The sequence below is a fragment of the Acinetobacter populi genome, assembly GCF_002174125.1.
Taxonomy (GTDB): domain Bacteria; phylum Pseudomonadota; class Gammaproteobacteria; order Pseudomonadales; family Moraxellaceae; genus Acinetobacter; species Acinetobacter populi.
Genome location: NZ_NEXX01000007.1, coordinates 38,925 through 64,548, shown reverse-complemented (window position 1 = coordinate 64,548; position 25,624 = coordinate 38,925). Strand labels below are relative to the sequence as shown.

The following is a 25,624-nucleotide window of genomic DNA, read 5'->3' as shown; positions in this document are numbered from 1 at the left end:
ATGAATACATTACCAAAAATCCGTATAGGTAGCGGTGCCGGTTATGCCGGTGATCGGGTAGAACCGGCTATTGAACTGGCTGAAAAAGGTAATCTTGATTATCTGGTTTTTGAATGTCTGGCAGAGAGAACCATTGCACTTGCCAATCAGGAAAAATTAAAAAATCCGGATGCAGGTTATGATGCCTTGCTGGAAAAAAGATTCTATGGAGTTTTACCTTTTATTAATGATCAACAAGGCAATCGTCGTTTTAAGATCATCAGTAATATGGGTGCAGCGAATCCTGTAGCTGCGGCAAAAAGAATACGTGAGATTCTGGCAGATTTAAATATTCACGGGATTAAAGTTGCAGCGGTCACAGGTGATGATGTCCTGCATCAATTGCAAAATCGTGCTTTAACACTAGATAATGGTTTAAAAATCGATGTACTTGCTGCACAAGTCGTTTCAGCAAATGCATATCTGGGTGTTGAGGGAATTCTTGCGGCACTCGAACAGAATGCCGATATTATTATTACTGGACGTGTGGCAGATCCTTCCTTATTTCTTGCACCTTTGATCCATGAGTTTAATTGGTCGTTATCAGACTGGAATAAATTGGGTAAAGGTACGGTCATTGGTCATTTGCTGGAGTGCGCAGGTCAAGTCACGGGTGGTTATTTTGCTGATCCGGGCGTTAAGGATGTCCCTCATCTGGATCGGTTGGGCTTTCCGATTGCCGAAGTGGACAGTGAAGGTAATGCCATCATTACCAAAGTTGAGGGTTCAGGTGGTTTTGTGACAGAAGCTACCTGTAAAGAACAGCTATTATATGAAATTCATCAACCTGATGCTTATCTCACGCCTGATGTGATTGCAGATTTTTCCCATGTTTATTTTAAGGAAATTGCACCTGATCAGGTGGCAGTTTATGGCGCAGCAGGCTATCCCAAGCCGGAAAAACTCAAGGTTACCGTAGGCTTTACCGATGGTTTTATTGGTGAAGGCCAGATCTCCTATGGTGGACCAAATGCCAGACAACGGGCAGATTTAGCACGAAAAGTTGTGTTGAGCCGGTTACAACAAACCAAAATTTGTTATGAGGATATTCGCGCTGATCTTATGGGAATTGATTCACTTTATGGGGATTGTTCGCAATCCGCTAGTGACCATATCTGGGAGGTCCGCTTACGTGTTGCAGCACGCTGCAAGAAAAAAACCGATGCAGTGGCCGTAGCCAATGAGGTTGAGTCTTTATATACCAATGGTCCTTATGGTGGAGGTGGTGCTGTGAAAACGGTTCGGGAAGTTCTTGCGGTGGCAGCACTTTATTTGCCACGCGATGAGGTACATGTCAATGTGGTGATGGAGTCTGCATCATGAAACTACGAAAAATAGCACATAGCCGTACTGGTGATAAAGGCGATACTTCCAATATTTCCGTGATTGCATTCGAATCAAAAGATTATGACTTTTTATGTTCAACTTTGACAACACGAGTGATTCATCAACAATTACAGCCAGCCTTGAAACATTTTGCTGTCGATGAAATAAAAATCGAGCGTTATGAGTTAGCGCAAATTGCTGCGTTAAATTTTGTGATACGGGGAATTTTGAAAGGCGGGGTAACTCGTTCACTTTCTCTCGATGCCCATGGCAAATCCCTATGCTCGGTAATTTTGAATATTGATCTGCGCGAATATGAAGGGAAAGGAATCTGAAGATGAAAAATAAAATATTTTGCAGTGCCAAAGCTGCCCTTGCTGATCTTGTCAATGATGGACAAACCATCGCGGTCGGTGGTTTTGGATTATGTGGAATTCCGGAAGCCTTAATTGATGCATTAAAAGATACCGGCGTCACAGCACTTACCTGTATTTCAAATAATGCCGGTATTGATGATTTTGGTCTGGGTAAATTATTGCAAAGCAAACAAATCAAAAAAATGATTTCATCTTATGTGGGTGAAAACAAGGAATTTGAACGGCAGTATTTAAACGGAGAATTGCAAGTTGAATTAACACCTCAGGGCACGCTGGCAGAGAAATTACGTGCAGGCGGTGCAGGTATTCCAGCGTTTTATACTGCCACTGGGGTCGGTACATTAATTGCTGACGGTAAAGAAATACGTAAATTTGAGGGCAAAGAATATCTTCTTGAAGCATCTTTAACAGCAGATATTGCTCTGGTCAAAGCTTATAAGGCGGATAAAGCTGGAAATCTGGTGTTTCGTAAAACTGCTCGTAATTTTAATCCAGAATGTGCCATGGCCGGTAAAGTAACTGTAGTAGAGGTGGAGCAATTGGTCGAAATTGGTGAACTGGACCCCGATGAAATTCATTTACCCGGTATTTATGTCAGCCGTATTGTGGTCAATTCACAGCCTGAAAAACGCATTGAACAAATGACGATAAAAACAGAGGAAGTATAAATTATGGCATGGTCAAGGAATGAAATGGCACAACGTGCTGCGCAGGAACTCGAAGATGGATTTTATGTCAATCTGGGGATTGGTTTACCAACGCTAGTTGCCAACTATATTCCCCAATATAAGGATGTCTGGTTACAGTCCGAAAATGGTTTACTGGGAATAGGCGAGTTTCCGACCCGACAAACAGTCGATGCCGATTTAATTAATGCCGGGAAACAGACTGTGACGGCCCGTGCTGGTGCGTCATTTTTTTCTAGCAGTGAATCTTTTGCCATGATTCGTGGGGGACATATCAATATTGCAATTTTAGGTGCCATGGAAGTTTCACTTCAAGGTGATCTGGCGAACTGGATGATTCCTGGCAAGAAAGTAAAAGGGATGGGCGGTGCCATGGATTTGGTGGCAGGTGTACAAAAGGTTGTGGTACTGATGGAACATTGTGCTAAAGATGGTACACCAAAAATTGTCGACCAATGTAGTTTACCCTTAACGGGCAAAGGTGTAGTCAACCGGATCATTACCGATTTAGGTGTATTCGATGTGACTGTACAAGGCATTAAAGTGGTAGAGTTGGCTTCAGGTATGGAAGTGGAACAGGTACAGGCTGTTACAGGTGTACCTTTACTTGTTTAGGGAATAAATTTAAAAAGGGATAACAATGACAGAAACAATCCTCATCACTGCTGTAGCACGAACTGCAATGGGAAGTTTTCAAGGAACAGTATCCGGATTGACTGCGCCAAACCTGGGTGCAGTTGCCATCAAGGCAGCGGTTGAACGGGCAAATCTTAGCCCAAATGATATTGATGAAGTGATTTTTGGCTGCGTCTTACCAGCGGGCGTTAAGCAAGGTCCTGCCCGTCAGGCCATGCGTGAAGCTGGATTACCTGATTCTACCGGTGCTGTCACCATCAATAAAATTTGTGGTTCCGGTATGAAGGCTGTGATGCAGGCAGCAGACATGATCAAAGCAGGCAGTGCCAGTATTGTGGTGGCTGGTGGTATGGAATCCATGAGTAATGCCCCATATCTGTTACCCAAAGCTCGCACAGGCTATCGTATGGGACATGGTGAGATCAAGGATCATATGTTCCTTGAAGGTCTGGAAGATGCCGAAACAGGTTTGTCTATGGGTGTGCTGGCACAGCAAATGGCCGATCAAAAAGGCTATAGCCGTGAGCAAATGGATCAGTTTGCCATTCGTTCACTGACTCGTGCTCAGACAGCCATTGGCGAAGGTTACTTTAAAGACGAAATTGCACCGATCACGGTTAAAACCCGTAAAGGTGAAGTCATTTTTGCACAAGATGAACAACCGGCTAAAGGCAATATCGAAAAAATCCCAACACTGAAACCTGCATTTGCCAAAGACGGTACCATTACTGCGGCAAATTCAAGTTCCATCAGTGATGGTGCATCTGCATTGGTCATCATGTCTGAAGAGCAAGCACAGCAACGTCATTTGCAACCCTTGGCAAAAGTGCTGGCCTATGCATCCCATTCACAGCATCCGTCAGAGTTTACTATTGCGCCCGTTGGTGCCATTGAAAAAGTATTAAAACAGACTGGCTGGCAAGCAAGTGATGTGGATTTATGGGAAATTAATGAAGCCTTTGCCATGGTGACTATGGCTGCGATTGATGCTTTTGCGCTTGATGCAGAAAAAGTCAATATCAATGGCGGGGCCTGTGCATTGGGTCATCCATTGGGTTCATCCGGTTCACGCATTATTGTCACGCTGATCCATGCCTTAAAACGCACTGGTGGAAAAAAAGGTATTGCGGCATTATGTATCGGTGGCGGTGAAGCAACTGCAATCGCGATTGAATTAATGTAAGAAATGAAAGGGAAGGATACTTAAACTATTTTAGTTTAAGTATCAATATCGTATGATTTTTATTTAAATTAATGAACGTGATTCATTGAAAATTCTAAGTTCTACTTTTATCAAAAATGGTGCGCTCTGCGGGACTCGAACCCACGTCGGTCGCTTAGGAGGCAACTGCTCTATCCAGTTAAGCTAAGAGCGCACAATATAATGATTATAAATGAAAAAGTTACTGCACTTGCAATAACTTTTAAAAAAATTAATCTTCTTTCTGTGTTGTGTTCGGAATTTCTGGAGGATTTAAGTAATCATAGAGTAACAGCATTGCCGTAATCCAGACCGGAATCATCAATACAGATTCCTGAAAACCCTGTGTCCACATGATATAAAGCACCAATGCAATAAAAATCAGTACCACATAATTACTTACGGGTGACCAGGGCGCAGGATATGAGGTTTTAATCTTCATTGCCTTGACATAACGACGATATTTTAAATGGGTCAGTGTAATCATAGCCCAATTCAATACCAAAGCACCAACCACGATGTACATTAAATGTCCCAGTGCTTCTTTGGGTACAAAGTAGTTAAGTAAGACACAACCGAAAATCAGGACAGCTGATAAAATAACCGCAGCAATGGGTACACCTTGTCGATTGGTTTTGGTGAAAATTTTAGGTGCATTGCCTTGTTTAGCCAAACTATATAGCATGCGGCTATTGGCATACATACCACTGTTATAGACCGATAATGCCGCCGTTAGAATAATGAAGTTGAGTAAATGTGCAGCCCAGTTGATACCTAATTGGCTAAAGATTATCACAAACGGACTTTTGTCTAGTCCACCAAGATTCAACTGATCCCATGGTACAAGGGATAACAGAATGGTTAATGAACCTACATAGAAAATCAGAATACGAAAAACCACCTGATTGATGGCTTTGGGAATGGTTTTCTTAGGATCTTCAGCTTCTGCTGCGGCCATACCGATCAGTTCAATACCGCCAAATGCAAACATCAAAAAGGCCAGCATATAGAATAGCCCATCGAAACCATTAGGAAAGAAACCACCATGTGTCCATAGGTTACTAAAGCTAGCGGTTGAATTGGCATCGGCAGTGAGCAATAAATACAGACCAAATACAATCATCGAAACTACTGCGGTCACCTTGATGATGGCCAGCCAGAATTCCGATTCCCCATAAAATTTGACATTCAATAAGTTGATCAAGGTAATGATGACAAAGAAAAATAAAACCGAAGACCATGCTGGAATATGGGGCCACCAATAATTGATATATTTGGCGACGGCAGTTAACTCGGTCATTGCCACCAGAATATATAAAATCCAGTAATTCCAGCCAGTGAGAAATCCCGGAAATTTACCCCAGTATTTATTGGCAAAATGGCTAAATGAACCGGCAACTGGCTCTTCTACAATCATTTCACCAAGTTGGCGCATAATCAGGAATGCAATCAGGCCGCCAATGGCATAACCTAAAATAATTGATGGTCCGGCAGACTGGATGACCTCGGCAGATCCCAGAAATAAGCCTGTACCGATTGCCCCACCCATTGCAATCAATTGAATATGGCGATTCTTCAATCCTCGATGAAGCTCTGATTTTTGTTGACTCAAAGGATTTAACTCAAATATAAAAGACGGGTCATTTTAATAGAACAATGTAGTTTAGCCTAGACGTTTATTTGAACTCTACATTTTTAATTTTTTTGAGGCTATTGTGTTTTAACGCACAGTGTATAGGGAGACGAATAGGATAGTTTGGTATGCGCGATAATTTTAAGGAATTTCATGATCGACTGATAAAATGAAATTCCTAGAATATGTTTAAAATAGTGCCTGATCTTCTAAAGTTTTTCAGATCAACCAGAAGCGTAGCGTGTTTAAAAAATAAAACTAAAAATCCATAGAATAATTAGCAATGCAATGAGTGGATTTAAAATTTTAAAGAATGTTGATGGGGCAATTGGTGTTATCTCTGCAACTGGAGTATGAGGTGCAGTATGGTCTTGCGGATTGTGCTGTGCTTGTTGTTGAAGCATATGATTAAACTCCTGCATAATTTCATTAAAGTCGGGTTCATCTGCGGGTTGTGATGAGGTTGATAATTTCAATTCTGGATGATCTATACTGTCCCAGAACCATTGTTCCACCTGATCCTGCATCCAAGCATATTGTCCATCTAATAGCTCTTTAATGCCAGCAACGCCCAAATGGGCATTTTGATCAAGCTGGGCAAATTCATTGATAATAATCGTTGCGATTTTATGATTACTGTCAGAGAGTTTTGTGGCAATCGGCTGGAAATATTCGCTGGCCCGTTGATCTTGTGTAATGGTATGTTGAGTCATGTCTACTAGCCAGGCGCTATCTAACTGCTGAATCTTTTCATAGACTTTATTTTCATCGTGTTGTGTTGTTTCAATTAATGCAGACAGTTGAAACGCAATTAAATGAATGAGGTATTGATTTTTAACCTGTTTGGATTGATCAGCCAATAGATTAGGTTGCTGTTGTCCAACCTGCTGTGCAATGTAGCTTATAAAGTCAAATGCCATAATTGTTCCTTTTTATTTTCATATTGCTTTAATCCAGTACCCGTAATGATGGCTTTTTCTTTGCTTCAGTCGTTGTTTCACTGGATTGGGCAGATGTTTCCTGATGGGCATCCTCACTAGCAGTACTGGCCTGATCATATTCCTGCGGATCAAAGAATAAACCCTGTCCATTTTCACGGCTATATATACCAATCAGTGCCGACATCGGCACATAAATGTCTTGAGAAACACCACCAAAACGTGCACTAAAGTGAATGGCTTCATTTTCAATCTGGAATCGGTGTACAGCATGTGGGGCAATATTCAGGACAATTTGTCCGTCCTTGATATGTTGCTGTGGTACCTGTACGAATTTCTGGGTTGCGTCTACAAGTAAATAAGGCGTAAGTTGATTGTCACAAATCCACTCGTATATTGCACGAGCAAGATAAGGGCGAGTTGGTGTCAAATTAGTTTCACTCATTTCTTATAAACCTTAACGATTAAATTGCTTAAGTGTTTCACTATAACGTGTTTGCTCAAAAGTTGTTAGTGATTGCCTGAAACTGTCACGATTAAAAACACGCTGGCAATATAATAATAGTCCTTTGGCATGTTTGGGTGATATATCAATTTTCATATACCACAGGCGCAGTAGCATCGGTGCAAGTATGCAATCAATAATTGAAAATTGTTCAGACATAAAGTAAGGATAATGCTGAAATAGTGGATTCAAACTGCTTAAAATATCAGCCAATTCACGTTTGGCAACGCTTTGCTGTTGTTGATCCAGTGTGTCTGGATGGCGTAATAAAATATCTGCCCATTTAAACCAGTCCTGTTCAATCCGCCATAGAAATTGCCGTTGTTCGGCTTTTTCGGCAGGGCTATCGGCATAGAGTCGATTTTGTCGATAGCGTTCATCCAGATATTCATTGATGATGGAGGCTTTAAATAATTTGATTTGAGGATCAACCAGTGTGGGCAAGGAACCATAAGGATTGAGTTGAGTTAAATCTTCCTCATCTAGTTCATCGACCAAAATTAAACGATATTGAATTTTTTTTTCTGCCAGTAGAAAACGAACGCTATGGCTGTAGTGGTCATTGGGATGACTATATAAAGTGACACCATGAAAGGGAGTCTTATCCATTACCGACATATACTTTAAAATTAAATCAAGATGTTAAGCATACAATATAATGCCTCACTTAAAAAATAAAAATTGTGTGGATTGCGATAAGCACTTAGACATTTTGATCTATTACTTGGTATAAAGATTGCTTTATGAATCAGATACACCATCAATGGAGAATATAGTGTCTAAAACGCAATTAACATATAAAACATTGGCGATCAGCTTAACTTTTTTATTTAGTTCGGTGGTGATGGCAAAACCGAATGTCACCATCGTTGCAACTGGTGGGACCATTGCCGGAGCGGGAGCAGATGCCACCAATAGCGCAACTTATAGTGCAGCCAAGGTGCCTGTCGATACGTTAATTAATGCTGTGCCACAAATCCAGAATCTTGCCAATGTCAATGGTGTACAGGCTTTACAGATTGCCTCTGAGAGCATTAGTGACAAAGAGTTATTAACCATTGCCAGACAAGTCAATGAGTTGGTTAAAAAAGATGATGTAAATGGGGTGGTGATTACCCATGGTACCGATACACTCGAGGAAACAGCATTTTTCCTGAATCTGGTGATTCATACCGATAAACCGATTGTGGTCGTGGGTTCAATGCGTCCTTCAACAGCAATTTCTGCTGATGGTCCTTTGAACTTATATGGTGCAGTGGCTTTGGCTGCATCACCAGAAAGCAAGGGTAAAGGTGTGCTGATCTTTATGAATGACAGTATTTTTGCAGCACGCGATACCAGTAAGCGAATTAATATTCATACCAATGCCTTTGGTAGCCAGTGGGGTGCATTGGGTATGATTGTAGAAAGTAAACCATACTGGTTTCGAGAGGGTGTGAAACGTAATACCAGCAAATCTGAATTTAATATCGATCAGATCAAAGGCGATAGTCTGCCATTGGTACAGATCACCTATGGTTCAGATTCTATGACACCAATCGCCTATGATGCCTATGCCAAAGCGGGTGTGAAAGCCATTGTACATGCTGGTACTGGAAATGGTTCTGTACCGAACTATCTGGTAGATACATTTAATAAATTGCGTAGCGGTGGTATGCAGATCATTCGTTCCTCACGTGTGGCTGATGGCTTTGTATTGCGTAATGCAGAGCAGCCTGATGATAAATATGATTGGGTTGTGGCACATGATTTAAATCCACAAAAAGCACGGTTATTAACAGCATTGGCATTAACCAAAACCACGGATACCAAAGAAATTCAGAGAATGTTCTGGGAATATTAATCGTCTGAAATAGATTGTTCTGGTACGAAAGCAGCCGGAATTTTATAAAAATGATGACCTGACAAAGGCGATGCTTTTGTCGGGTTTATTATTGTGATTTACAAGGGATTGCGCAAATATATTCTAACTTAGGAAGATTTATCTAGTCATAACAGACTTTCATAAAAAAACCTCGGAAAATCCGAGGTTTTTTGTCCAATTCGAAAAACGAATTAACGTTTAGAGAATTGAGGACGTTTACGTGCTTTACGTAAACCAAGTTTTTTACGTTCAACTTCACGCGCATCACGAGTCACGAAACCAGCTTGACGTAGTGCAGGTTTCAATGTTTCGTCAGAAGCGATCAATGCACGAGTAATGCCGTGACGAATCGCACCAGCTTGACCACCAATACCACCACCTTTAACAGTGATGTAAAGGTCATATTTGCCAGTTGCTTCTAACAATTCAAGCGGTTGACGAACAACCATTTGAGCTGTTTCACGACCGAAATATTCTTCTAAAGTACGGTTATTGATTACCAACTTGCCTGAACCAGGTGATAAGAATACACGCGCAGTTGCGGTCTTACGGCGACCAGTACCATAATTTTGTGCCATGTGCTTTATCCCTTAAATGTCCAAAACTTGTGGCTGTTGTGCAGTATGTGGATGTTCACTACCTGCATACACTTTCATTTTCTTGATCATTGCATAACCAAGAGGACCTTTTGGTAACATACCTTTTACAGCACGTTCTAAAACTTCAGTTGGTTTATGCGCAATCAATTTTTCAAAATTGGTTTCTTTTAAACCGCCTGGAAATTCTGTATGGCGATAATATTTTTTATCAAGTGCTTTTTTACCAGTTACTTGAACTTGTTCAGCATTGATAACGATGATGTAATCACCAGTATCGACATGAGGTGTAAAAGTTGTTTTATGCTTACCACGTAAACGGCGAGCAATTTCAGTCGCTAAACGACCAAGTGTTTTACCTGATGCATCCACAACGTACCAGTCGTGTTGCACCTCAGCAGGCTTTGCACTGAGAGTTTTCATTCACTACTACCTATTATAGTTGGTTTGGAAAATAAAACTTCCAAACGAAAAGGAGCGCAAATTATATTGATTTTTGCAGTAAACATCAAATTATTTTTACGCTCAAAAGGCTTTTATTTACAGCACATCATTATGCATGAAGCCACCATGCAACTGACGATATAGACCTGGTGTGACACCTGTCCATTTTTTAAAGGCACGATGGAAGGTACTGGTTTCACTAAAACCGACCTGTTGGGCTACATCTTCAAGGGTGAGTTCTGGACGTAACAGCAAGTGAATCGCAGCATCTCGGCGTAAGGAGTCTTTCACACCTTGATAGCTTTTGCCTTCAGCAGCAAGACGACGGCGTAATGTTTGCGGTGAGAGGTATAACATTGCAGCGACATCATTTAAGGTCGGCATCTCTTCACCAATCTGGCTTTTAAGCACATCACGGATACGATTGGTCAGTGAATTGGTATTCTTAAATTTCACCAGAAGTTGCGCGGGTGCTGTTTTTAAAAACTCTTCCAATGTTTCTTCTGTTTGACGAATCGGTAAATCCAGATAATCAGCGGCAAAAGTGATTTCTGTACGACTGGCATTGAATTGCATGACTGGTGCAAAAAATAAAGCATCATATTCTTCGGCATGATTGGGACGTTCATAACCGAAATGTACACGTTCTAGGGACAGACGACGTTCAATTAACCATGAAGCCAGACCATGCCAGATCATCAGGATACTTTCGGTAATAAAGTGGTCTGGATCGCGATCTGAGGGAATAAGTGGAATCAGGCGTGCTTCGTGTTTGTCTCGTTCCAGCGTCACCGACCAGTCATCACCAAACAGACGATAAAATTCGGTCGAACGTTCTAATGCCTCACCAAGCGTTTTACAATGAATAATGAGTTGGCACATCATTGCGAATGTCCCCAAGCGGCGAGGTTGACTGTCAAAACCAACGTGTTCATCTTGGGTGACCAGCCATAACATCTGTACAAATTTGGTGTACTGATCGGGAGAGATACGTGCCTTGGGTTGGCGCAGTAATTCTGCCTCAATGCCGACATGAGAGAGCAAGTTATCGACATCCAGCCCCATTCGTTTTACGCCGGTTAAGGCTGCATTGACAAAATGGATGCTAATCGTATCACGACTCATAATAAGTATCTTCCTGTTGAGTACAACTGTTCACTGACGCTAAGTTATACCATAAATTTTTATTTTAAAATGATAAATTTTATTACCCATACCACATAATTATGAGTAATTTCATTGGCTTAATTTTATTATAGGCTGCTTTTAACTTTGGTCTAATATGATCTATTTTGGTAGAAAAAATCAATCAAAATGATGAAAAAGAATATTGTTGTGCTGCTTCTTTATGCGTAGTGTAGAGATTATCTATACTATTTTTAAAGGAATAATGCGTATGGAAGGCACTTTATCCGGATTAAAAGTCATTGATTTTTCAACGCTTCTTCCTGGCCCTTTTGCAACCATGATGTTGGCAGATATGGGCGCAGAGGTAATACATATCGAATCACCCACACGTATTGATCTGGTTCGAATAATGCCACCTTATGCCAATGGACAGGCAACAGCACATAGCTATCTTAATCGTAACAAACAATCGATTGCCATGGATTTAAAAGATCAAAAAAACATCGATCTGGTCAAGGAAAAGATTCGGGATTTTGATATTTTGCTGGAACAGTTCCGTCCCGGGGTAATGCAGCGCCTCGGTCTGGATTACGAAACATTGTCAAAAATAAATCCCAAACTGATTTATTGCTCAGTCACGGGTTATGGACAAAGCGGTGATTATAAAGATCGGGCAGGGCATGATATCAATTATTTGGCTGTATCTGGTATTGCCGGACATTCGGGTCGACAAGTGAGTGGGCCACCACCCTTGGGCATTCAAATTGCTGATGTGGCAGGTGGTTCATTACATGCCGTGATTGGCATCTTGGCCGCAGTGATTGAACGACAGCGCAGCGGATTGGGACAATATATTGATATTTCGATGACAGATTGTAGTGTGACCTTAAATAGTATGGCAGCCGCCGCCACTGTGGCAGGACAACAGCCACAGTCCGCAGAAAGCGCGACATTGAATGGTGCAAGTTTTTATGATTATTATGTGACAGCCGACCAACAGTATTTATCAATTGGTAGTTTGGAACCCCAATTTATGCTTGGGTTGGCTGAGGTTTTACAATTACCGATTTTGGCAGAAAAAGGTGCTTCTTTTTTAGCAGAAGATCAGAGCTGTGTAAAACAAGCTTTAACTGAAAAAATTGCTTCCCAACCTTTGGCATATTGGTGTGCATTATTTCAAAGATTGGATTTGTGTGTCGAACCAGTATTGAGTTTAGCGGATGCATTAAAGTCTGAACTGGCACAGCAAAGACAATGGTTGGTGAATGTCCCTTTGGCAAATGGTAAACACACCGAGCCACAACTGGCGCATCCAATTAAATTTTCCCGTTCTAAAGCCCGCTATGATTTTGTTGGGCAGCAACTTGGTTCAGGCGTATGGTAAATCAATGGAATATTTGCAGTTGCCAATCAGGCAATAGGTCAGCGAAAAGCTAGATAGATATGCCAGAAAAATAATAGGCGCTCGTGCAGGGTTTTTGTTTGTACTTTGTATTCTTGGGTGTAGAAATGTAAGCAGATCAGGAATTTAATTGAATTTTATCAATCCTGCCCTATGTTATTAAACACATTTATCAATTAAACAGCAGACACAAAAATTTGCTGGACATAGAGGACAATAATCATGGCATATGCATCAGTAAACCCCTACACTGGAGAAACTTTAAAAACCTTTCCGAATGCAACTGAGCAGGAAGTTAAACAGGCGATTGATGCTGCTTATGAAACGTTTTTACAGTGGCGTGAAACAAGTTTTGCAGAACGTGCTGCGATTTTAAATAAAGCTGCCAGTATTTTACGTCATGAAACAGATAAATATGCAAAATACTTAACTGTTGAAATGGGTAAATTGTTTTCCGAAGCAAAATTAGAAACCATTCTTTCAGCAGAGATTTTGGAATATTATGCCAAAAATGCAGAAAAATTACTGGCGCCTGAAAAGTTACCTACGGATGCTCAAGGCGTTGAAGCAGAACTATATCATGAACCACAAGGTGTATTATTAGCGATTGAGCCTTGGAATTTTCCGTTCTATCAAATTGCTCGTATTCTTGCACCGCAATTGTCGGCTGGTAATACAGTATTACTTAAACATGCTTCCAATGTACCGCAAAGTGCCAATGTTTTTGAACAGTTGATGCTTGAAGCAGGCTTGCCAAAAGGCGGCTTTAAAAACCTGTATCTGGCACATGAGCATACTTCACTGGTTTTAAATGATCCACGCGTTTGTGGTGTTGCCTTGACAGGTTCTGAAGCGGCTGGCGCAATTGTTGCTGCCGAAGCAGGTAAAGCATTGAAAAAAGCCACACTGGAATTGGGCGGTGCTGATGCATTTGTGGTATTAGAAGATGCAGATTTACAAAAAACAGTGGATTGGGCGGTTATGGGGCGTCACTGGAATGGCGGTCAGGTATGTGTATCTTCAAAACGCTTAATTGTTGTCGATGCCATTTATGACAAATTCCTTGAGCTTTACAAAGCTGGCGTTGCAAAATTAAAAGCAGGTGATCCAATGGATCCTGAAACTACACTTGCGCCATTATCCTCTCAAAAAGCAGCGGACGATTTGAAAAAACAAATTGAAGAGGCGAAAGCCGCTGGTGCAGAAGTGGAAGTTATCGGCGCAGCTGTACCGGAACAAGGTGCATTTGTTCAACCTGTATTGATGACCAATCTGCATGAAAATAATGAAGCGCGTCATTGGGAATTTTTTGGTCCAGTAACCCAGTTATATCGCGCCAAAGATGAAGCCGATGCCATTCGTATCGCCAATGATACGCCATTTGGTTTGGGTGGTTCTGTTTTCACTAAAGATCATGCACGTGGTGTAAATGTCGCAAAACAAATTTATACCGGTATGGTGTATATCAATCACCCTACTATGGTAAAAGCAGATTTACCTTTTGGTGGTGTGAAACATTCAGGTTTTGGTCGTGAATTGATTGGTTTGGGTATCAAAGAGTTTGTTAACCATAAATTAATTGGGGTTGCTGATATTGATGCACCTTTCTAATTAACACGCAATATACCGTTGATAAAAGCTGATTCTGCACGAGTCAGCTTTTTATTGTCATTTTAAAATCTATGCTTATCAATAAAATCGAATTTTAATATACAAAAAAAGCATTTTATTGATGAGAGAAATACCGTTATGCTGCACCTCTTTATTATTATCTACTAGCCATACGCCATGTATTTATATACCGACTTCGATCAACAACTTGTCAATGAACGCGTTGCCCAGTTTCGTGATCAGACTGAACGTTACCTAGCAGGTAAGCTGACGGAAGATGAATATCGTCCTCTACGCTTACAAAATGGTTTATATGTTCAACGTTATGCACCAATGCTTCGTATTGCAGTGCCATACGGTTTGATGAATTCCAAACAATTGCGCAAGATTGCTGAAATCAGTCAAAAATATGATCGTGGATATGCACACGTTTCTACCCGTCAGAATATCCAGTTAAACTGGCCTGCGCTAGAAAGCGTGCCAGATATTCTGGAAGAGTTGGCATCAGTACAAATGCATGCCATTCAGACGTCAGGTAACTGTATCCGTAATACCACAACCGATCAATATGCTGGTGTTATCGCAGGTGAACTTGCCGATCCACGTCCGACTTGTGAGTTGATTCGTCAATGGAGTACGTTCCATCCGGAATTTGCCTTCTTGCCGCGTAAATTCAAAATTGCCGTGTCTGCATTGGAAGAAACTGATCGTGCGGCGACATCTTTTCATGATATCGGTGTGTATATCGTAAAAAATGAAGTAGGTGAGTTAGGCTATAAAATCAAAGTGGGCGGTGGTTTGGGCCGTACCCCGGTGATTGGTACATTTATTCGTGACTTTTTACCACGTGAAGATTTAATCGGTTATCTAGAAGCAGTATTACGTGTATATAACCTGCATGGTCGTCGTGACAATAAATACAAGGCGCGGATTAAAATTCTGGTTAAGGCGTTAACACCACCAGTTTTTGCGGAAAAAGTTGAAGCAGAATTTTCAAAAATTCGTGAACAAAAGCAAGTATCTAGTGGTCTGCTGGCAAAAATGGATAAAGAATTCCATCCATTTGATTATCAGGATTATGCAGATGTAGACTTTAGTGAATTATTTGTACAACACCCAAAATTCAAGCAGTGGTTTAATGTCAATACCAATGCCCATAAAGTAAAAGGCTATCGTATTGTCACCATCAACCTAAAACGTGCAGGTATTGCACCGGGTGACATGACCACTGAAGAAATGAATTTTATTGCTGATCTGGCTGATCATTATACCTTTGGCGAGCTACGTACTACACACGAACAGAATATTGTGCTGGCAGATGTGCCACAAAAAGATGTATTTGAATTGTGGCAAAAACTGGATCAGGCAGATATGGCTCGTGCCCATATTGGTTTTATTACCGATATTATTTGCTGTCCTGGCGGTGATTATTGTTCACTGGCCAATGCCAAATCTATTCCAATTTCCGAAGCGATTACACGACGTTTTGAAGATCTGGATACTGTATACAATCTGGGCAAACTGGATTTGAATATTTCCGGTTGTATGAATGCCTGTGGTCACCATCATGTGGGTAATATCGGTATTTTAGGTGTGGACAAAAAAGGTGCGGAGTTCTATCAGATTACGCTTGGTGGTAACTCTGATCATGACTCATCCATTGGTGATATTCTAGGACCATCTTTTGCTGCCGAAGCTGTGCCTGATGTGATTGAAGAAATTTTAAATACTTATCTGGATTTACGTCAGGAAAATGAACGTTTTCTGGATACCTATCGTCGTGTTGGTATTCAACCATTTAAGGAGCGTGCATATGCTTAACTCTCCATTTTATCATTCGCAATTAAAAGTGCTCGCCAAAGATGGCAGTATTTTTGAAAATAGCTATCAGGTTGTTGGTGAAGATGGTGCATTGCCACAAGGTGATGTTGTACTGACGGTTGAGCAGCTTGATCAACTCGCCAATATTAGCGGTAAAAAAGCTTTGTATGTGACGGTTGATGCTTCACCTGAAGATCATCAATTTCCACTTGAACAACTTGACACTATTTTTATTGAATTTGCAGGATTCAATGATGGCCGTGGCTATTCTTTTGCAGCTTTATTACGTCGTCAAGGTTATCAGGGTGAGTTGCGCGCGGTGGGGGATATTTTTAAAGATGTTCTCAATTATTTAAAGCGCAGTGGTTTTGATAGTTTTGTGATTAAAGAAGGTAAAGATATTGAGGAAGCTGCTGCTGGTTTAAATGATTTTACCCAGCCGTATCAGTCATCTACAGCAGTTGCAACTGCACATTATCAAACCGGACGTTAAGCTGGTTAAATTTGAGAATCCCGCAAAATGTTTGCGGGATTTTTTATGAGAGAAAATTAAATTAATTCAATGGCTACAGCGGTTGCTTCACCACCACCAATACATAAGCTAGCAACGCCTTTTTTGCCACCTGTACGTTTCAGTGCATGAATAAGTGATAAAATAATACGGGAACCAGTTGAACCAACAGGGTGGCCCAAAGCACAGGCACCACCATGAATATTGACTTTTTCTGCATCAAGCTGGAAATCATCAATCGCTGCCATGGTTACCATTGCAAAAGCTTCATTGATTTCCCAAAGATCGACATCTTGTGCTTGCCAGCCAGCTTTCTCTAAAACTTTTTTAATAGCACCCACTGGAGCAATGGTAAATTCAGATGGATGTTGTGAGTTTGATGCTGTTGCAACAATTTTTGCCAGTGGTTTTAAACCACGTTGAGTTGCGATTTCGCTGGAAGTCAGAACAAGTGCAGAAGCACCATCCGAGATTGAGCTGGCATTGGCTGCGGTGATTGTTCCATCTTTTGCAAATGCAGGTTTAAGTGATGGGATCTTATCCAGTTTTGCATTCAGTGGCTGTTCATCCTGATCAACGACAATGTCACCTTGACGTGATGAAATGGTCACAGGTGTGATCTCATCTTTGAAATAGCCCTGATTGATGGCCATTTGTGCACGTTTTAACGAGCGAATCGCAAATTCATCCATTTGCTCACGGCTATAATTGCGTGTATTTGCCATATCCTGTGCAAAAGAACCCATTAAGCGACCTGTTTCTGCGTCTTCCAGACCATCTAAAAACATATGGTCTTTGATTTCGCCATGTCCCATGCGATAACCTGCACGTGCCTTGGGCAAAATATAAGGTGCATTACTCATTGATTCCATGCCGCCAGCCACCACAATTTCGGCGCTGCCTGCTTTAATCATATCTGCTGCCTGCATTACCGCTTTCATGCCTGAGCCGCATAACTTGTTAATCGTTACTGCACCTGTATTATCCGGCAGACCTGCCTGACGCATTGCCTGACGTGCAGGACCCTGTTTTAAACCAGCAGGTAATACGCAGCCCATAATGACTTCTTCAATGTCTGTGGGTTGTAATCCAGCACGGGCAACGGCTTCCTTAATGGTAATTGCACCGAGTTCTGGGGCTGTTTTTGCTGATAGAGCACCCTGAAAACCGCCCATTGCAGTACGTGCACCGTTAATGATGACAATCTCTGTCATTTTTTTCTCCCTCGAATGTCGCTTTTTATCAAACGCATTGACTATATCGTTTTTATTCGTGCTTGTACAAAACATAGACTGACTATTCAGTAGTGTTTCATTGTCAGGCATTTGAAAATGACCATTTAATCAATGTTCAACACTCATGGGATTCTATTCTACTGTGCCCCATTGGACTAACAACGATCCGCCGTGTATTTTCGGTCTGATTGGCACAATAGTAGAAGGAACCATTGGAACCGCGTGGTAAACCTGTATCGGGTTGGAAAACAATATTTTTGGAAACGCCAAAGCCTTTCCAATCAAGATCGCCATATTTTAGATTTAAACGAATAAATTGATAGATATCCTCATGTGCTTCTCGAACCCTATTCGCAGTTGCATCATGGAATATCAGTAATCCTGTGCTCCAGGCCTCTGCATCACAAGTTATTCCATCATGACTACCACAAATGGCAATTCTTTTTTGCTGGGTAAAAGCATGGTGACGGGAATCACGCAGGATTGCCTGAAGACTTGTGGATATTTTTTTTGATTCCATTCGTGCCAACATCGAGGAAAAGTATGGGGCAGTGATGGCAATCATGATCGTCAATATTAAAATTGTGATCATCAATTCGATCAAGGTAAAGCCAGAAGGCATATGCTTTGCATTCATTTTTTGTCTTGCTTTTTGTTTAAATTTTAGAAAAATATAATTGATGGCAAGAAGCAGTCATAGTGTTTAAAAACTATTCTTTTTAAAAACTATAGAAAAAACTGAAAAATAACACTACACTTAACTATATCCCTGAAAAGTGTATTCTTTACTTAAATACAACGGAAATTGTAAACAAATTTGTCAATAATATTGACAAATGAAGGTTGTAGACTATTGGAAAACATTTTTAATCGCTGTAAAATTAAGAGTAAGTGGCTTAAAATACATAAATCTGTGTATACTATGCGCGCTTATAATAAGTTTTAGGCTTGCGTTAAACAACAAATTGTTAATCTGGAGGAAATCCATGAAAATGAGTCGTATTGCTCTTGCAATGTTAATTGCAGCTCCATTTGCTGCGGCAAATGCTGGTATTACTGTTACCCCTTTGATGCTGGGTTATCATTGGTATCCTGAAAACTTTGATCGTCAAATTGATCATTGGACAACAGGAAATGATTCAACTGATGTAAAAGATGATTTGTCCGTTGGTGCTGCGATTGGTGCAGAATTAACTCCATGGTTACAAGCTGAAGTTGAGTATCAAGAAACTAAACCAGATGTTGAAAGCTCAGCAGGTAAAGTTGATGCTAAACATCAAACTGCTAGTTTGAACTTCATTGCAACATCTGATCTATTTACTGGTAACTATGATAGTAAAGTTAAGCCATACGCATTGATTGGTGGTGGTTGGTCTAAATTTGAAGCAAAAGATATCGGTGTTTCTACCAAGGATACTATTGGTAACATTGGTCTTGGCGTTTTATGGCAATTAAACGATGCTTTAACTTTACGTACAGAAGCTCGTGCTACAAATAACTTTGATTTGAATACTTGGGATCATCAAGGTATTGCTGCTCTACAAGTTGTACTTGGCGGTCACTTAAAACCAGCTGCACCTGTAGTTGAAGTTGAACCAGTTCAGCCTCCTGTTGAAGTTCAACCTGAACCGGAACAACCAAAAGAAATCACTGAAGATCTTAAAATGGAGCTTCGTGTATTCTTTGATACCAACAAGTCTAATATCAAAGATCAATACAAACCTGAAATCGCTAAAGTTGCTGAGAAACTGGTTGAATATCCAAATGCAACAGCTAAGATCGATGGTCACACAGATAACACTGGTCCACGTAAGTTAAACGAACGTTTATCTTTAGCGCGTGCTGATTCTGTGAAATCTTCACTTGTTAACGAATTTGGTATTGATGCGAACCGTTTAAGTACTCAAGGTTTTGCATGGGATCAACCAATTGCTGACAACAACACCAAAGAAGGTCGTGCAATGAACCGTCGTGTATTCGCTACAATTACTGGTAGCCGTACAGTTCTGGTACAACCAGGTCAAGTTCAATAATAAATTGTTACATTTTATAAAGAAAAGCAGCCTTAGGGCTGCTTTTTTTATACCAAAACTTCATATTGTAATTTCTTTCTGATCACTATAGTTCAATCAAATAGATAAATCTTTATATCTACAAGCAAATTTACATTGGTTCTACTGGAGAGATAGAATGAAAATGAATCATATGGCATGTGCATTATTACTTGCCACACCATTTGCCATGGCAAATGCGGGTGTCACGGTTACGCCATTAATGTTGGGTTATACTTTTCAAGATACCCAAAGCAATAATGGTGGTGATAAGGGGAACCTTACCGATAGAGGTGAGATTCAGGATGATTTATTCGTTGGTGCAGCGGTCGGTATCGAGTTGACACCTTGGTTAGGTTTTGAAGCAGAATATAATCAAGTAAAGGGTGATATCAATGTTGAAGGAAATAAATTAGAGGGTGCACAATATAAACAGCGTCAAATTAATGGTAATTTTTATGTGACCTCGGATTTAATAACTAAAAATTATGATAGTAAGTTTAAGCCTTATGTTCTGCTAGGGGCTGGTCATTATAAATATGATTTTAACGGTGCAACTGCTGCTGAATTAGGTCGTACAGGACGTGGTCTGAAAGAAGAAGGAACATTAGGAAATGCGGGGGTAGGTGCGTTCTATCGTATCAATGATGCGTTATCCTTACGGACTGAAGCACGTGCTACTTATAATGCTGATGAAGAGTTTTGGAATTATACTGCGCTAGCCGGTTTGAATGTAGTATTAGGCGGTCATTTAAAACCCGCGGCGCCAGTGGCTGAAGTACAACCCGTTGCCGAACCAGTACCTGTTCCACCTCCAGCACCACAACCTCGAGTAGAAAGTGAAACCATTAACTTATCTGCTGATGCGTTATTTAAGTTTAATGGTTCTTCGGTGTCTGATTTATTACCACAAGGTCAGGAGACCTTGGATCGTCTGGTACAGTCAGTGACCAATTCCTATGTAACCATTAATAATATTGATATTGTAGGTCATACAGACCGATTAGGTTCGGAAAAATATAACTATGAATTGGGTATGAAACGTGCACAAACCATCCAGTCTTATCTGGCAAGTCGTGGTATCAGTACACAAATGAATGTGTCTAGTGCAGGAAAATCTCAACCTGTCACCACCAATTGTACGGGTACCAAAGCAACCGCAGAACTTAAGGCATGTTTACAGCCAGATCGTCGCGTGACTTTATATATCACAGGGGTTAAAAAAGTGGTAGTCCAACCGCAATAAGCATATCTTTAAATTAAGTGATCTTTAATTTTAATAAAAAGCAGCCCTCGGGCTGCTTTTTGATGTAGTTTAAGCAGTTATTCTAACCAATTCGTTTTGCGTAGATTCAACTTTTGCTGTTTACGTACTTTACGATGAACTACTTTGGGCTTTTCTGTTTCATGTACTCCACCTTTATGGAGTAAAGGGGAGAGTGCAACAGGATTGCGCACTTTGATTTTTGGCATTGCTTTGATTTTCATTGGATTATCCTTTAATACACATGACTTGTTTTAGCGTATGTACCACTTCAATCAAGTCTGTTTGATTTGCCACCACCTGATCAATGTCTTTGTAGGCACTTGGTATTTCATCGACAACACCTTTGTCTTTTCGACATTCAATGCCTTGTGTTTGTTTAATCAAATCTTGTTGATTAAACAGTAATTTGGCTTTACTGCGGCTCATTTTTCTTCCTGCGCCATGAGAACAGGAACAAAATGATTCCGGATTGCCTTTACCTTTGACGATAAAGGATTTTGCACCCATTGAACCCGGGATAATACCGTATTCATTTTGTCCCGCTCGAATTGCCCCTTTACGTGTAACAAAAACCTCCTCATCGAAATGTAGTTCTTTTTGCACATAATTGTGATGGCAATTAATCGCTTCTTTGGTCATCTGGAAGCTGGGTAATAGTGGACGAATGGCTTCTAAAATCAGACGCATCATTTCACGACGATTTTCAAAAGCATAATCCTGTGCCCAATGTACTGCTTCGACATAATCATCAAAACTTGCCGAGCCTTCGGCAAAGTAAGATAAGTCTTTATCTGGGACATGACCAAAACGATGTTGCGCTTCTTTTTTGGCTCGTTCGATAAAATATGTTCCAATCACATTGCCTAAACCTCGACTACCCGAATGCAACATGATCCAAACATCGGCATTTTCATCGATACACAGCTCGATAAAGTGGTTACCGCCACCTAAAGTGCCAATTTGTTTTTGCCAGGTGGCATCAAAACTTCTTAACATTCTGCGTAGGGCAGGATGCTTGTCGGTGATGACCTTGAGCCGTTTGTCCAGTGGTGACAGTGTCGAGGCTTTGGCCTTGATCTGTTTATGCATCTCAAAACCGACCGGGACTTTGCGTTCAATGGCATTGCGTAAAGCACTTAAGTTATCGGGTAACTGTGATGCGGTTAAACTCAACCGCAAGGCATTCATACCACAGCCAATATCAACTCCCACTGCTGCGGGGATAATCGCATTTTTGGTTGGAATTACACTGCCAACGGTTGCACCTTTACCTAAATGTACATCTGGCATCACTGCAATATGAGAATGAATAAATTGCAGCTGTGCCATTTTGCGTAGCTGATTCATGCTGTCCTCATCTATATCATTGGTATAGATTTTGATGGGGACACCATACTCAGCTTTGGTATTTAAAATTTTTTGTATGGCCATAATATTTCTCTGATCAAATTTATTTTTGTCCGAATTTTAAGGCTTGTTGAGATTTGATCTTTGCAATGAAAAATGAGAAAAATTATGGCTTAGACAAGGCAACCAGCTTGCCAATATGAGCATATTGGCAAGCTGGTTAACACAGTATAATCCTAATTTAGCCATTTTCCATGCAAAAATAGAACCTAAAATTCTTTACTTGTGGCTTAAGTTTAATATGTGATTAATTCTCAACACGCCCTAGGTTTCTTGTCTTTATTTCGGATCAAATAGACATAAAAAAAACCTAGCGAATGCTAGGCTTGAATCTTGGCATTCGGACATATGGTAGATACAACATATGTCCGTGAGCTGACGTATGCTGAATCAGATTAAGTTGTTCTCTACAGATAAAAGCATAACGTCCTCCTCTAAAATATCTGGTGGCTAAAAAATAGCATGCGGCGTGATTGTAGAGTAAAAAATATTCTTGTCAAGACCTGACGGCTAACTTTTTCTTTTGTCAAAAAGGTACAAATGTTAATCTTGAGGAAGAAAATTTTAAAGAGAATTATCATGAAAATGTATCAGGTCGATGCGTTTAGCCAGCAATTATTTCAGGGTAATCCAGCAGCGGTGATTGTGTTAGAGGACTGGCTAGATGATCAATTGATGCAGCAAATTGCCTTGGAAAACAACTTATCAGAAACCGCATTTGTTAAAATTCTGGATCTCGATCAATACGAAATTCGCTGGTTTACTCCATTGGCAGAGGTGGATTTTTGTGGACATGCCACGTTAGCCAGTGCATTTGTGCTATTTAAGGATTTTACCGAGCAACAAACCATTTATTTTCATGTGAAAAAATTAGGGGTTTTTATTGTCAATCAGGCTGCTGATGGCAAAATTCAGATGAATTTTCCAATACGCCGTGCAGAACCGATAGCAGATTATCCATCAATTTTACGTGATGCAATGCGCAAGCCATTTAAGGCAGTTTATCTGAATGCACAGGCTTATATCATTGAATATCAATCTGTTCAGGACGTTTTAGATGAAACCCCAGATTTTGCAAAATTGGCAGAACTGGGAAGTTTACGCACGGCAATTACCAGTGATAATCGAGATGTGGCAATAACCGCGACAGATGAAAAATATGATTGTGTTTCCCGTTATTTTGCGCCGGCAATGGGGATTAATGAAGATCCGGTGACGGGTTCGATTCATACTGCAATTGCACCCTTATGGGCAGAAAAACTGGGAAAATCCGAGTTGATTGCCTATCAGGCATCACAACGTGGCGGTACACTATATTGTAAAATTCTGGATCAAGAGCGTATTGAAATTTCGGGTTATGCACGTCTGTTTTTGGTAGCACAACTCTTTGTTTAATTAAAATTATTTTAAAGGAAAATAGCTTTATTTTTCTTATAAATTGGAAATTTCTAAGATTGGCCCAATACTATTAGCAGAAATACATTTCAAATGGTAAAAGGATCAATTATGAGTACCCAGCATCAAGCCATTGCACGTTGTCGTGAATTTTTGGCTGATCATCAAATTGCGATGGGTGAAGCAATTAATATTCGACATTATACCGATTGGAGTAACTACAAGCATATTCAGCCTTTTGCAGTAGTATTTCCGAAAACAACGGAACAAGTCTCGAAAATTCTTGCCATTTGTAATGAGTTAAAGCAGCCAATCGTGCCGCAAGGTGGCATGACTGGGGTTGCTGGTGCTGGTATCGCAGAAGCCAATGAAATCGTGATTGCACTGGACAAGATGAATCAAATTGAAGAAATTGATCCCTATGCCTCAACCATGACTGTAGAAGCTGGCTTAACATTGGAAGAAGCACAGAATGCAGCACGGGCAGCAGATTTGTATTTTCCGGTCGATGTTGGTGGTCGTGGTTCTTGCCAGATTGGCGGAAATATTGCGACTAATGCCGGTGGCCTTTCGGTAATTCGCTATGGCATGATGCGTGATCACGTCTTGGGCATGGAAGTGGTCTTGGCCGATGGTCGTGTTTTAAATCTGATGAATAAAATGATTAAAAACAATGCCGGTTATGATCTAAAACAAAACTTTATTGGTGCAGAGGGTACACTAGGTATTGTGACACGAGCTGTACTAAAACTTTCACCACAGCCCAAAGAGCTCACCACATGCTTATGCGCATTTCCAGATTATTTATCCGCTGTAAAATTATTAAGACATTTGCAAAAACGCTTAACCACACCCAATGCATTTGAAGTGATGTGGGATGAGTATTATCAACTCAGTCTTTCTTGGATGCAAAATCATGCCAATCCTTTGAGCCAACATTATCCGATTTATGCGGTATTTGATGTAGAAGGCAGTGCCGAAGATCTTGAAAATATTCTGGCGGAATTATTTGAAACCGGTGAAATTCTCGATGCTGTGATCGCACAAACGCAGGCACAGGCGCATCAGTTATGGTTGATCCGTGAAACAGTGCCTGCCGAAATTTCTAGTACTGGTCGACCATTGTGTTTTGATGTGAGTATGCCGATTGGTCAATTGGGTGAGTTTAAGGCGATTTGTCAGGATCGCATTGCAAAACAATATCCGCAATTGGTGAGTTTATTCTTTGGTCATATTGGCGATAGTAATATGCACATTATTCTCGACTTAAAAGATCAGGAAGAGCAGGTTATTGATGACTTGATTTATGGTCTTGATGAAATTGTTTATGATGTGGTGCGTCAATTTAAAGGTTCTATTTCGGCAGAACACGGCATTGGTTTATTAAAACGGGATTATTTACATTATTCTGTCGATGAAAATGCATTAAATGTGATGAAGCAGTTAAAACAATTATTTGATCCCAATGGGATTTTAAATCCGCATAAAGTGTTTAAATCAAGTTAAACGGTTATTTTAACATTATAATCTTCAGGGAGATTTGATTCTCCC

At 40.5% G+C, this 25,624-nt stretch carries 25 protein-coding genes and 1 tRNA gene; 14 read left to right on the top strand and 12 right to left on the bottom strand.

Annotation, left to right across the window (positions count from 1 at the left end):
* Genes CAP51_RS15790 through CAP51_RS15770 form a run of 5 tightly spaced genes read left to right on the top strand, consistent with a single transcriptional unit; the run spans position 1 to position 4,247 of the window.
* Positions 1-1,362: an acyclic terpene utilization AtuA family protein gene (locus CAP51_RS15790; RefSeq protein ID WP_087621723.1), complete on the top strand. Its 1,362-nt coding sequence runs from the start codon at positions 1-3 to the stop codon at positions 1,360-1,362.
* On the top strand, positions 1,359-1,700 hold the full coding sequence (locus tag CAP51_RS15785; RefSeq protein ID WP_087621722.1) for an AtuA-related protein: 342 nt from the start codon (positions 1,359-1,361) through the stop codon (positions 1,698-1,700). Before CAP51_RS15790 ends, CAP51_RS15785 begins: the two co-directional genes overlap by 4 nt.
* A gap of 2 nt (positions 1,701-1,702) precedes the next feature.
* Positions 1,703-2,410: a CoA transferase subunit A gene (locus tag CAP51_RS15780; protein WP_087621721.1), complete on the top strand. Its 708-nt coding sequence runs from the start codon at positions 1,703-1,705 to the stop codon at positions 2,408-2,410.
* Positions 2,411-2,413: 3 nt separating this feature from the next.
* On the top strand, positions 2,414-3,043 hold the full coding sequence (locus tag CAP51_RS15775) for a 3-oxoacid CoA-transferase subunit B (RefSeq protein ID WP_087621720.1): 630 nt from the start codon (positions 2,414-2,416) through the stop codon (positions 3,041-3,043).
* Positions 3,044-3,068: 25 nt separating this feature from the next.
* On the top strand, positions 3,069-4,247 hold the full coding sequence (locus tag CAP51_RS15770) for a thiolase family protein (RefSeq protein WP_087621719.1): 1,179 nt from the start codon (positions 3,069-3,071) through the stop codon (positions 4,245-4,247).
* Between the two features lie 117 nt (positions 4,248-4,364).
* On the opposite strand, the gene CAP51_RS15765 is transcribed toward CAP51_RS15770, so the two are convergent.
* From CAP51_RS15765 to CAP51_RS15745, 5 genes are all read right to left on the bottom strand, one after another.
* A tRNA-Arg gene (locus CAP51_RS15765) sits at positions 4,365-4,440 on the bottom strand.
* Positions 4,441-4,497: 57 nt separating this feature from the next.
* The gene (locus tag CAP51_RS15760) at positions 4,498-5,877 is read right to left on the bottom strand and encodes an amino acid permease (RefSeq protein ID WP_087621718.1); all 1,380 of its coding nucleotides are present in this window, start codon (positions 5,875-5,877) and stop codon (positions 4,498-4,500) included.
* Between the two features lie 266 nt (positions 5,878-6,143).
* Positions 6,144-6,818 (bottom strand): hypothetical protein, encoded by a 675-nt coding sequence (locus CAP51_RS15755; protein ID WP_087621717.1) that lies wholly within the window; start codon positions 6,816-6,818, stop codon positions 6,144-6,146.
* Between the two features lie 28 nt (positions 6,819-6,846).
* Positions 6,847-7,281 (bottom strand): ClpXP protease specificity-enhancing factor, encoded by a 435-nt coding sequence (locus tag CAP51_RS15750; RefSeq protein ID WP_087621716.1) that lies wholly within the window; start codon positions 7,279-7,281, stop codon positions 6,847-6,849.
* A gap of 12 nt (positions 7,282-7,293) precedes the next feature.
* Positions 7,294-7,959, bottom strand: coding sequence for a glutathione S-transferase N-terminal domain-containing protein (locus tag CAP51_RS15745; protein ID WP_087621715.1), 666 nt, complete (start codon positions 7,957-7,959; stop codon positions 7,294-7,296).
* A 226-nt stretch (positions 7,960-8,185) separates the two neighbouring features.
* Between CAP51_RS15745 and CAP51_RS15740 the strand changes: the two genes are divergently transcribed.
* Positions 8,186-9,184: an asparaginase gene (locus CAP51_RS15740; RefSeq protein ID WP_425426830.1), complete on the top strand. Its 999-nt coding sequence runs from the start codon at positions 8,186-8,188 to the stop codon at positions 9,182-9,184.
* A 212-nt stretch (positions 9,185-9,396) separates the two neighbouring features.
* Here CAP51_RS15740 and rpsI read toward each other — a convergent pair whose 3' ends face one another.
* The 3 genes from rpsI to CAP51_RS15725 all read right to left on the bottom strand — a co-directional run bounded on the left by rpsI (position 9,397) and on the right by CAP51_RS15725 (position 11,370).
* The gene (gene rpsI / locus CAP51_RS15735; RefSeq protein ID WP_070068517.1) at positions 9,397-9,783 is read right to left on the bottom strand and encodes a 30S ribosomal protein S9; all 387 of its coding nucleotides are present in this window, start codon (positions 9,781-9,783) and stop codon (positions 9,397-9,399) included.
* Positions 9,784-9,795: 12 nt separating this feature from the next.
* Positions 9,796-10,224: a 50S ribosomal protein L13 gene (gene rplM / locus CAP51_RS15730; RefSeq protein ID WP_087621713.1), complete on the bottom strand. Its 429-nt coding sequence runs from the start codon at positions 10,222-10,224 to the stop codon at positions 9,796-9,798.
* A 117-nt stretch (positions 10,225-10,341) separates the two neighbouring features.
* Positions 10,342-11,370, bottom strand: a complete 1,029-nt coding sequence (locus tag CAP51_RS15725) for an AraC family transcriptional regulator (RefSeq protein WP_087621712.1) — start codon at positions 11,368-11,370, stop codon at positions 10,342-10,344.
* Between the two features lie 271 nt (positions 11,371-11,641).
* Between CAP51_RS15725 and CAP51_RS15720 the strand changes: the two genes are divergently transcribed.
* The 4 genes from CAP51_RS15720 (at position 11,642) to CAP51_RS15705 (ending at position 16,700) form a co-directional block, all read left to right on the top strand.
* Entirely contained in the window at positions 11,642-12,757 is a 1,116-nt protein-coding gene (locus CAP51_RS15720) for a CaiB/BaiF CoA transferase family protein (protein ID WP_087621711.1), read from the top strand.
* A 240-nt stretch (positions 12,758-12,997) separates the two neighbouring features.
* Positions 12,998-14,386, top strand: coding sequence for an NAD-dependent succinate-semialdehyde dehydrogenase (locus CAP51_RS15715; RefSeq protein ID WP_087621710.1), 1,389 nt, complete (start codon positions 12,998-13,000; stop codon positions 14,384-14,386).
* A 177-nt stretch (positions 14,387-14,563) separates the two neighbouring features.
* The gene (locus CAP51_RS15710) at positions 14,564-16,207 is read left to right on the top strand and encodes a nitrite/sulfite reductase (RefSeq protein ID WP_087621709.1); all 1,644 of its coding nucleotides are present in this window, start codon (positions 14,564-14,566) and stop codon (positions 16,205-16,207) included.
* Complete coding sequence (locus CAP51_RS15705) at positions 16,200-16,700, top strand: DUF934 domain-containing protein (protein ID WP_087621708.1); 501 nt, start codon at positions 16,200-16,202, stop codon at positions 16,698-16,700. The genes CAP51_RS15710 and CAP51_RS15705 overlap by 8 nt, the downstream gene beginning before the upstream one ends.
* Before the next feature lie 56 nt (positions 16,701-16,756).
* Here CAP51_RS15705 and CAP51_RS15700 read toward each other — a convergent pair whose 3' ends face one another.
* Both CAP51_RS15700 and CAP51_RS15695 read right to left on the bottom strand, forming a co-directional pair.
* Positions 16,757-17,932: a thiolase family protein gene (locus CAP51_RS15700; protein ID WP_087621707.1), complete on the bottom strand. Its 1,176-nt coding sequence runs from the start codon at positions 17,930-17,932 to the stop codon at positions 16,757-16,759.
* Between the two features lie 136 nt (positions 17,933-18,068).
* Positions 18,069-18,590, bottom strand: a complete 522-nt coding sequence (locus CAP51_RS15695) for a GspH/FimT family protein (RefSeq protein ID WP_087621850.1) — start codon at positions 18,588-18,590, stop codon at positions 18,069-18,071.
* A 349-nt stretch (positions 18,591-18,939) separates the two neighbouring features.
* Here CAP51_RS15695 and omp38 point away from each other — a divergent pair, with 349 nt between their 5' ends.
* Together omp38 and CAP51_RS15685 are read left to right on the top strand one after the other, a co-directional pair.
* Entirely contained in the window at positions 18,940-19,986 is a 1,047-nt protein-coding gene (gene omp38 / locus CAP51_RS15690; protein ID WP_087621706.1) for an outer membrane protein Omp38, read from the top strand.
* A gap of 157 nt (positions 19,987-20,143) precedes the next feature.
* Positions 20,144-21,250, top strand: a complete 1,107-nt coding sequence (locus tag CAP51_RS15685; protein WP_087621705.1) for an OmpA family protein — start codon at positions 20,144-20,146, stop codon at positions 21,248-21,250.
* Positions 21,251-21,327: 77 nt separating this feature from the next.
* On the opposite strand, the gene CAP51_RS17370 is transcribed toward CAP51_RS15685, so the two are convergent.
* Positions 21,328-21,492 (bottom strand): hypothetical protein, encoded by a 165-nt coding sequence (locus CAP51_RS17370; RefSeq protein WP_171294814.1) that lies wholly within the window; start codon positions 21,490-21,492, stop codon positions 21,328-21,330.
* 4 nt (positions 21,493-21,496) lie between these two features.
* Positions 21,497-22,702: an RtcB family protein gene (locus tag CAP51_RS15680; RefSeq protein WP_087621704.1), complete on the bottom strand. Its 1,206-nt coding sequence runs from the start codon at positions 22,700-22,702 to the stop codon at positions 21,497-21,499.
* Between the two features lie 555 nt (positions 22,703-23,257).
* Between CAP51_RS15680 and CAP51_RS15675 the strand changes: the two genes are divergently transcribed.
* Positions 23,258-24,073 carry a PhzF family phenazine biosynthesis protein gene (locus CAP51_RS15675; protein WP_087621703.1) on the top strand — a complete coding sequence of 272 codons (816 nt, stop codon included), beginning with the start codon at positions 23,258-23,260 and terminating at the stop codon, positions 24,071-24,073.
* Positions 24,074-24,184: 111 nt separating this feature from the next.
* Positions 24,185-25,579 (top strand): FAD-binding oxidoreductase, encoded by a 1,395-nt coding sequence (locus CAP51_RS15670; RefSeq protein WP_087621702.1) that lies wholly within the window; start codon positions 24,185-24,187, stop codon positions 25,577-25,579.
* Positions 25,580-25,624: the final 45 nt, after the last annotated feature.

Coding starts and splice junctions, on each gene's coding strand:
- CAP51_RS15790 (WP_087621723.1), top strand. CDS start 1: ATGAATACATTACCAAAAATCCGTATAGGTAGCGGTGCCGGTTATGCC.
- CAP51_RS15785 (WP_087621722.1), top strand. CDS start 1,359: ATGAAACTACGAAAAATAGCACATAGCCGTACTGGTGATAAAGGCGAT.
- CAP51_RS15780 (WP_087621721.1), top strand. CDS start 1,703: ATGAAAAATAAAATATTTTGCAGTGCCAAAGCTGCCCTTGCTGATCTT.
- CAP51_RS15775 (WP_087621720.1), top strand. CDS start 2,414: ATGGCATGGTCAAGGAATGAAATGGCACAACGTGCTGCGCAGGAACTC.
- CAP51_RS15770 (WP_087621719.1), top strand. CDS start 3,069: ATGACAGAAACAATCCTCATCACTGCTGTAGCACGAACTGCAATGGGA.
- CAP51_RS15755 (WP_087621717.1), bottom strand. CDS start 6,818: ATGGCATTTGACTTTATAAGCTACATTGCACAGCAGGTTGGACAACAG.
- CAP51_RS15750 (WP_087621716.1), bottom strand. CDS start 7,281: ATGAGTGAAACTAATTTGACACCAACTCGCCCTTATCTTGCTCGTGCA.
- CAP51_RS15745 (WP_087621715.1), bottom strand. CDS start 7,959: ATGTCGGTAATGGATAAGACTCCCTTTCATGGTGTCACTTTATATAGT.
- CAP51_RS15740 (WP_425426830.1), top strand. CDS start 8,186: ATGGCAAAACCGAATGTCACCATCGTTGCAACTGGTGGGACCATTGCC.
- rpsI (WP_070068517.1), bottom strand. CDS start 9,783: ATGGCACAAAATTATGGTACTGGTCGCCGTAAGACCGCAACTGCGCGT.
- rplM (WP_087621713.1), bottom strand. CDS start 10,224: ATGAAAACTCTCAGTGCAAAGCCTGCTGAGGTGCAACACGACTGGTAC.
- CAP51_RS15725 (WP_087621712.1), bottom strand. CDS start 11,370: ATGAGTCGTGATACGATTAGCATCCATTTTGTCAATGCAGCCTTAACC.
- CAP51_RS15720 (WP_087621711.1), top strand. CDS start 11,642: ATGGAAGGCACTTTATCCGGATTAAAAGTCATTGATTTTTCAACGCTT.
- CAP51_RS15715 (WP_087621710.1), top strand. CDS start 12,998: ATGGCATATGCATCAGTAAACCCCTACACTGGAGAAACTTTAAAAACC.
- CAP51_RS15710 (WP_087621709.1), top strand. CDS start 14,564: ATGTATTTATATACCGACTTCGATCAACAACTTGTCAATGAACGCGTT.
- CAP51_RS15705 (WP_087621708.1), top strand. CDS start 16,200: ATGCTTAACTCTCCATTTTATCATTCGCAATTAAAAGTGCTCGCCAAA.
- CAP51_RS15700 (WP_087621707.1), bottom strand. CDS start 17,932: ATGACAGAGATTGTCATCATTAACGGTGCACGTACTGCAATGGGCGGT.
- CAP51_RS15695 (WP_087621850.1), bottom strand. CDS start 18,590: ATGAATGCAAAGCATATGCCTTCTGGCTTTACCTTGATCGAATTGATG.
- omp38 (WP_087621706.1), top strand. CDS start 18,940: ATGAAAATGAGTCGTATTGCTCTTGCAATGTTAATTGCAGCTCCATTT.
- CAP51_RS15685 (WP_087621705.1), top strand. CDS start 20,144: ATGAAAATGAATCATATGGCATGTGCATTATTACTTGCCACACCATTT.
- CAP51_RS17370 (WP_171294814.1), bottom strand. CDS start 21,492: ATGAAAATCAAAGCAATGCCAAAAATCAAAGTGCGCAATCCTGTTGCA.
- CAP51_RS15680 (WP_087621704.1), bottom strand. CDS start 22,702: ATGGCCATACAAAAAATTTTAAATACCAAAGCTGAGTATGGTGTCCCC.
- CAP51_RS15675 (WP_087621703.1), top strand. CDS start 23,258: ATGAAAATGTATCAGGTCGATGCGTTTAGCCAGCAATTATTTCAGGGT.
- CAP51_RS15670 (WP_087621702.1), top strand. CDS start 24,185: ATGAGTACCCAGCATCAAGCCATTGCACGTTGTCGTGAATTTTTGGCT.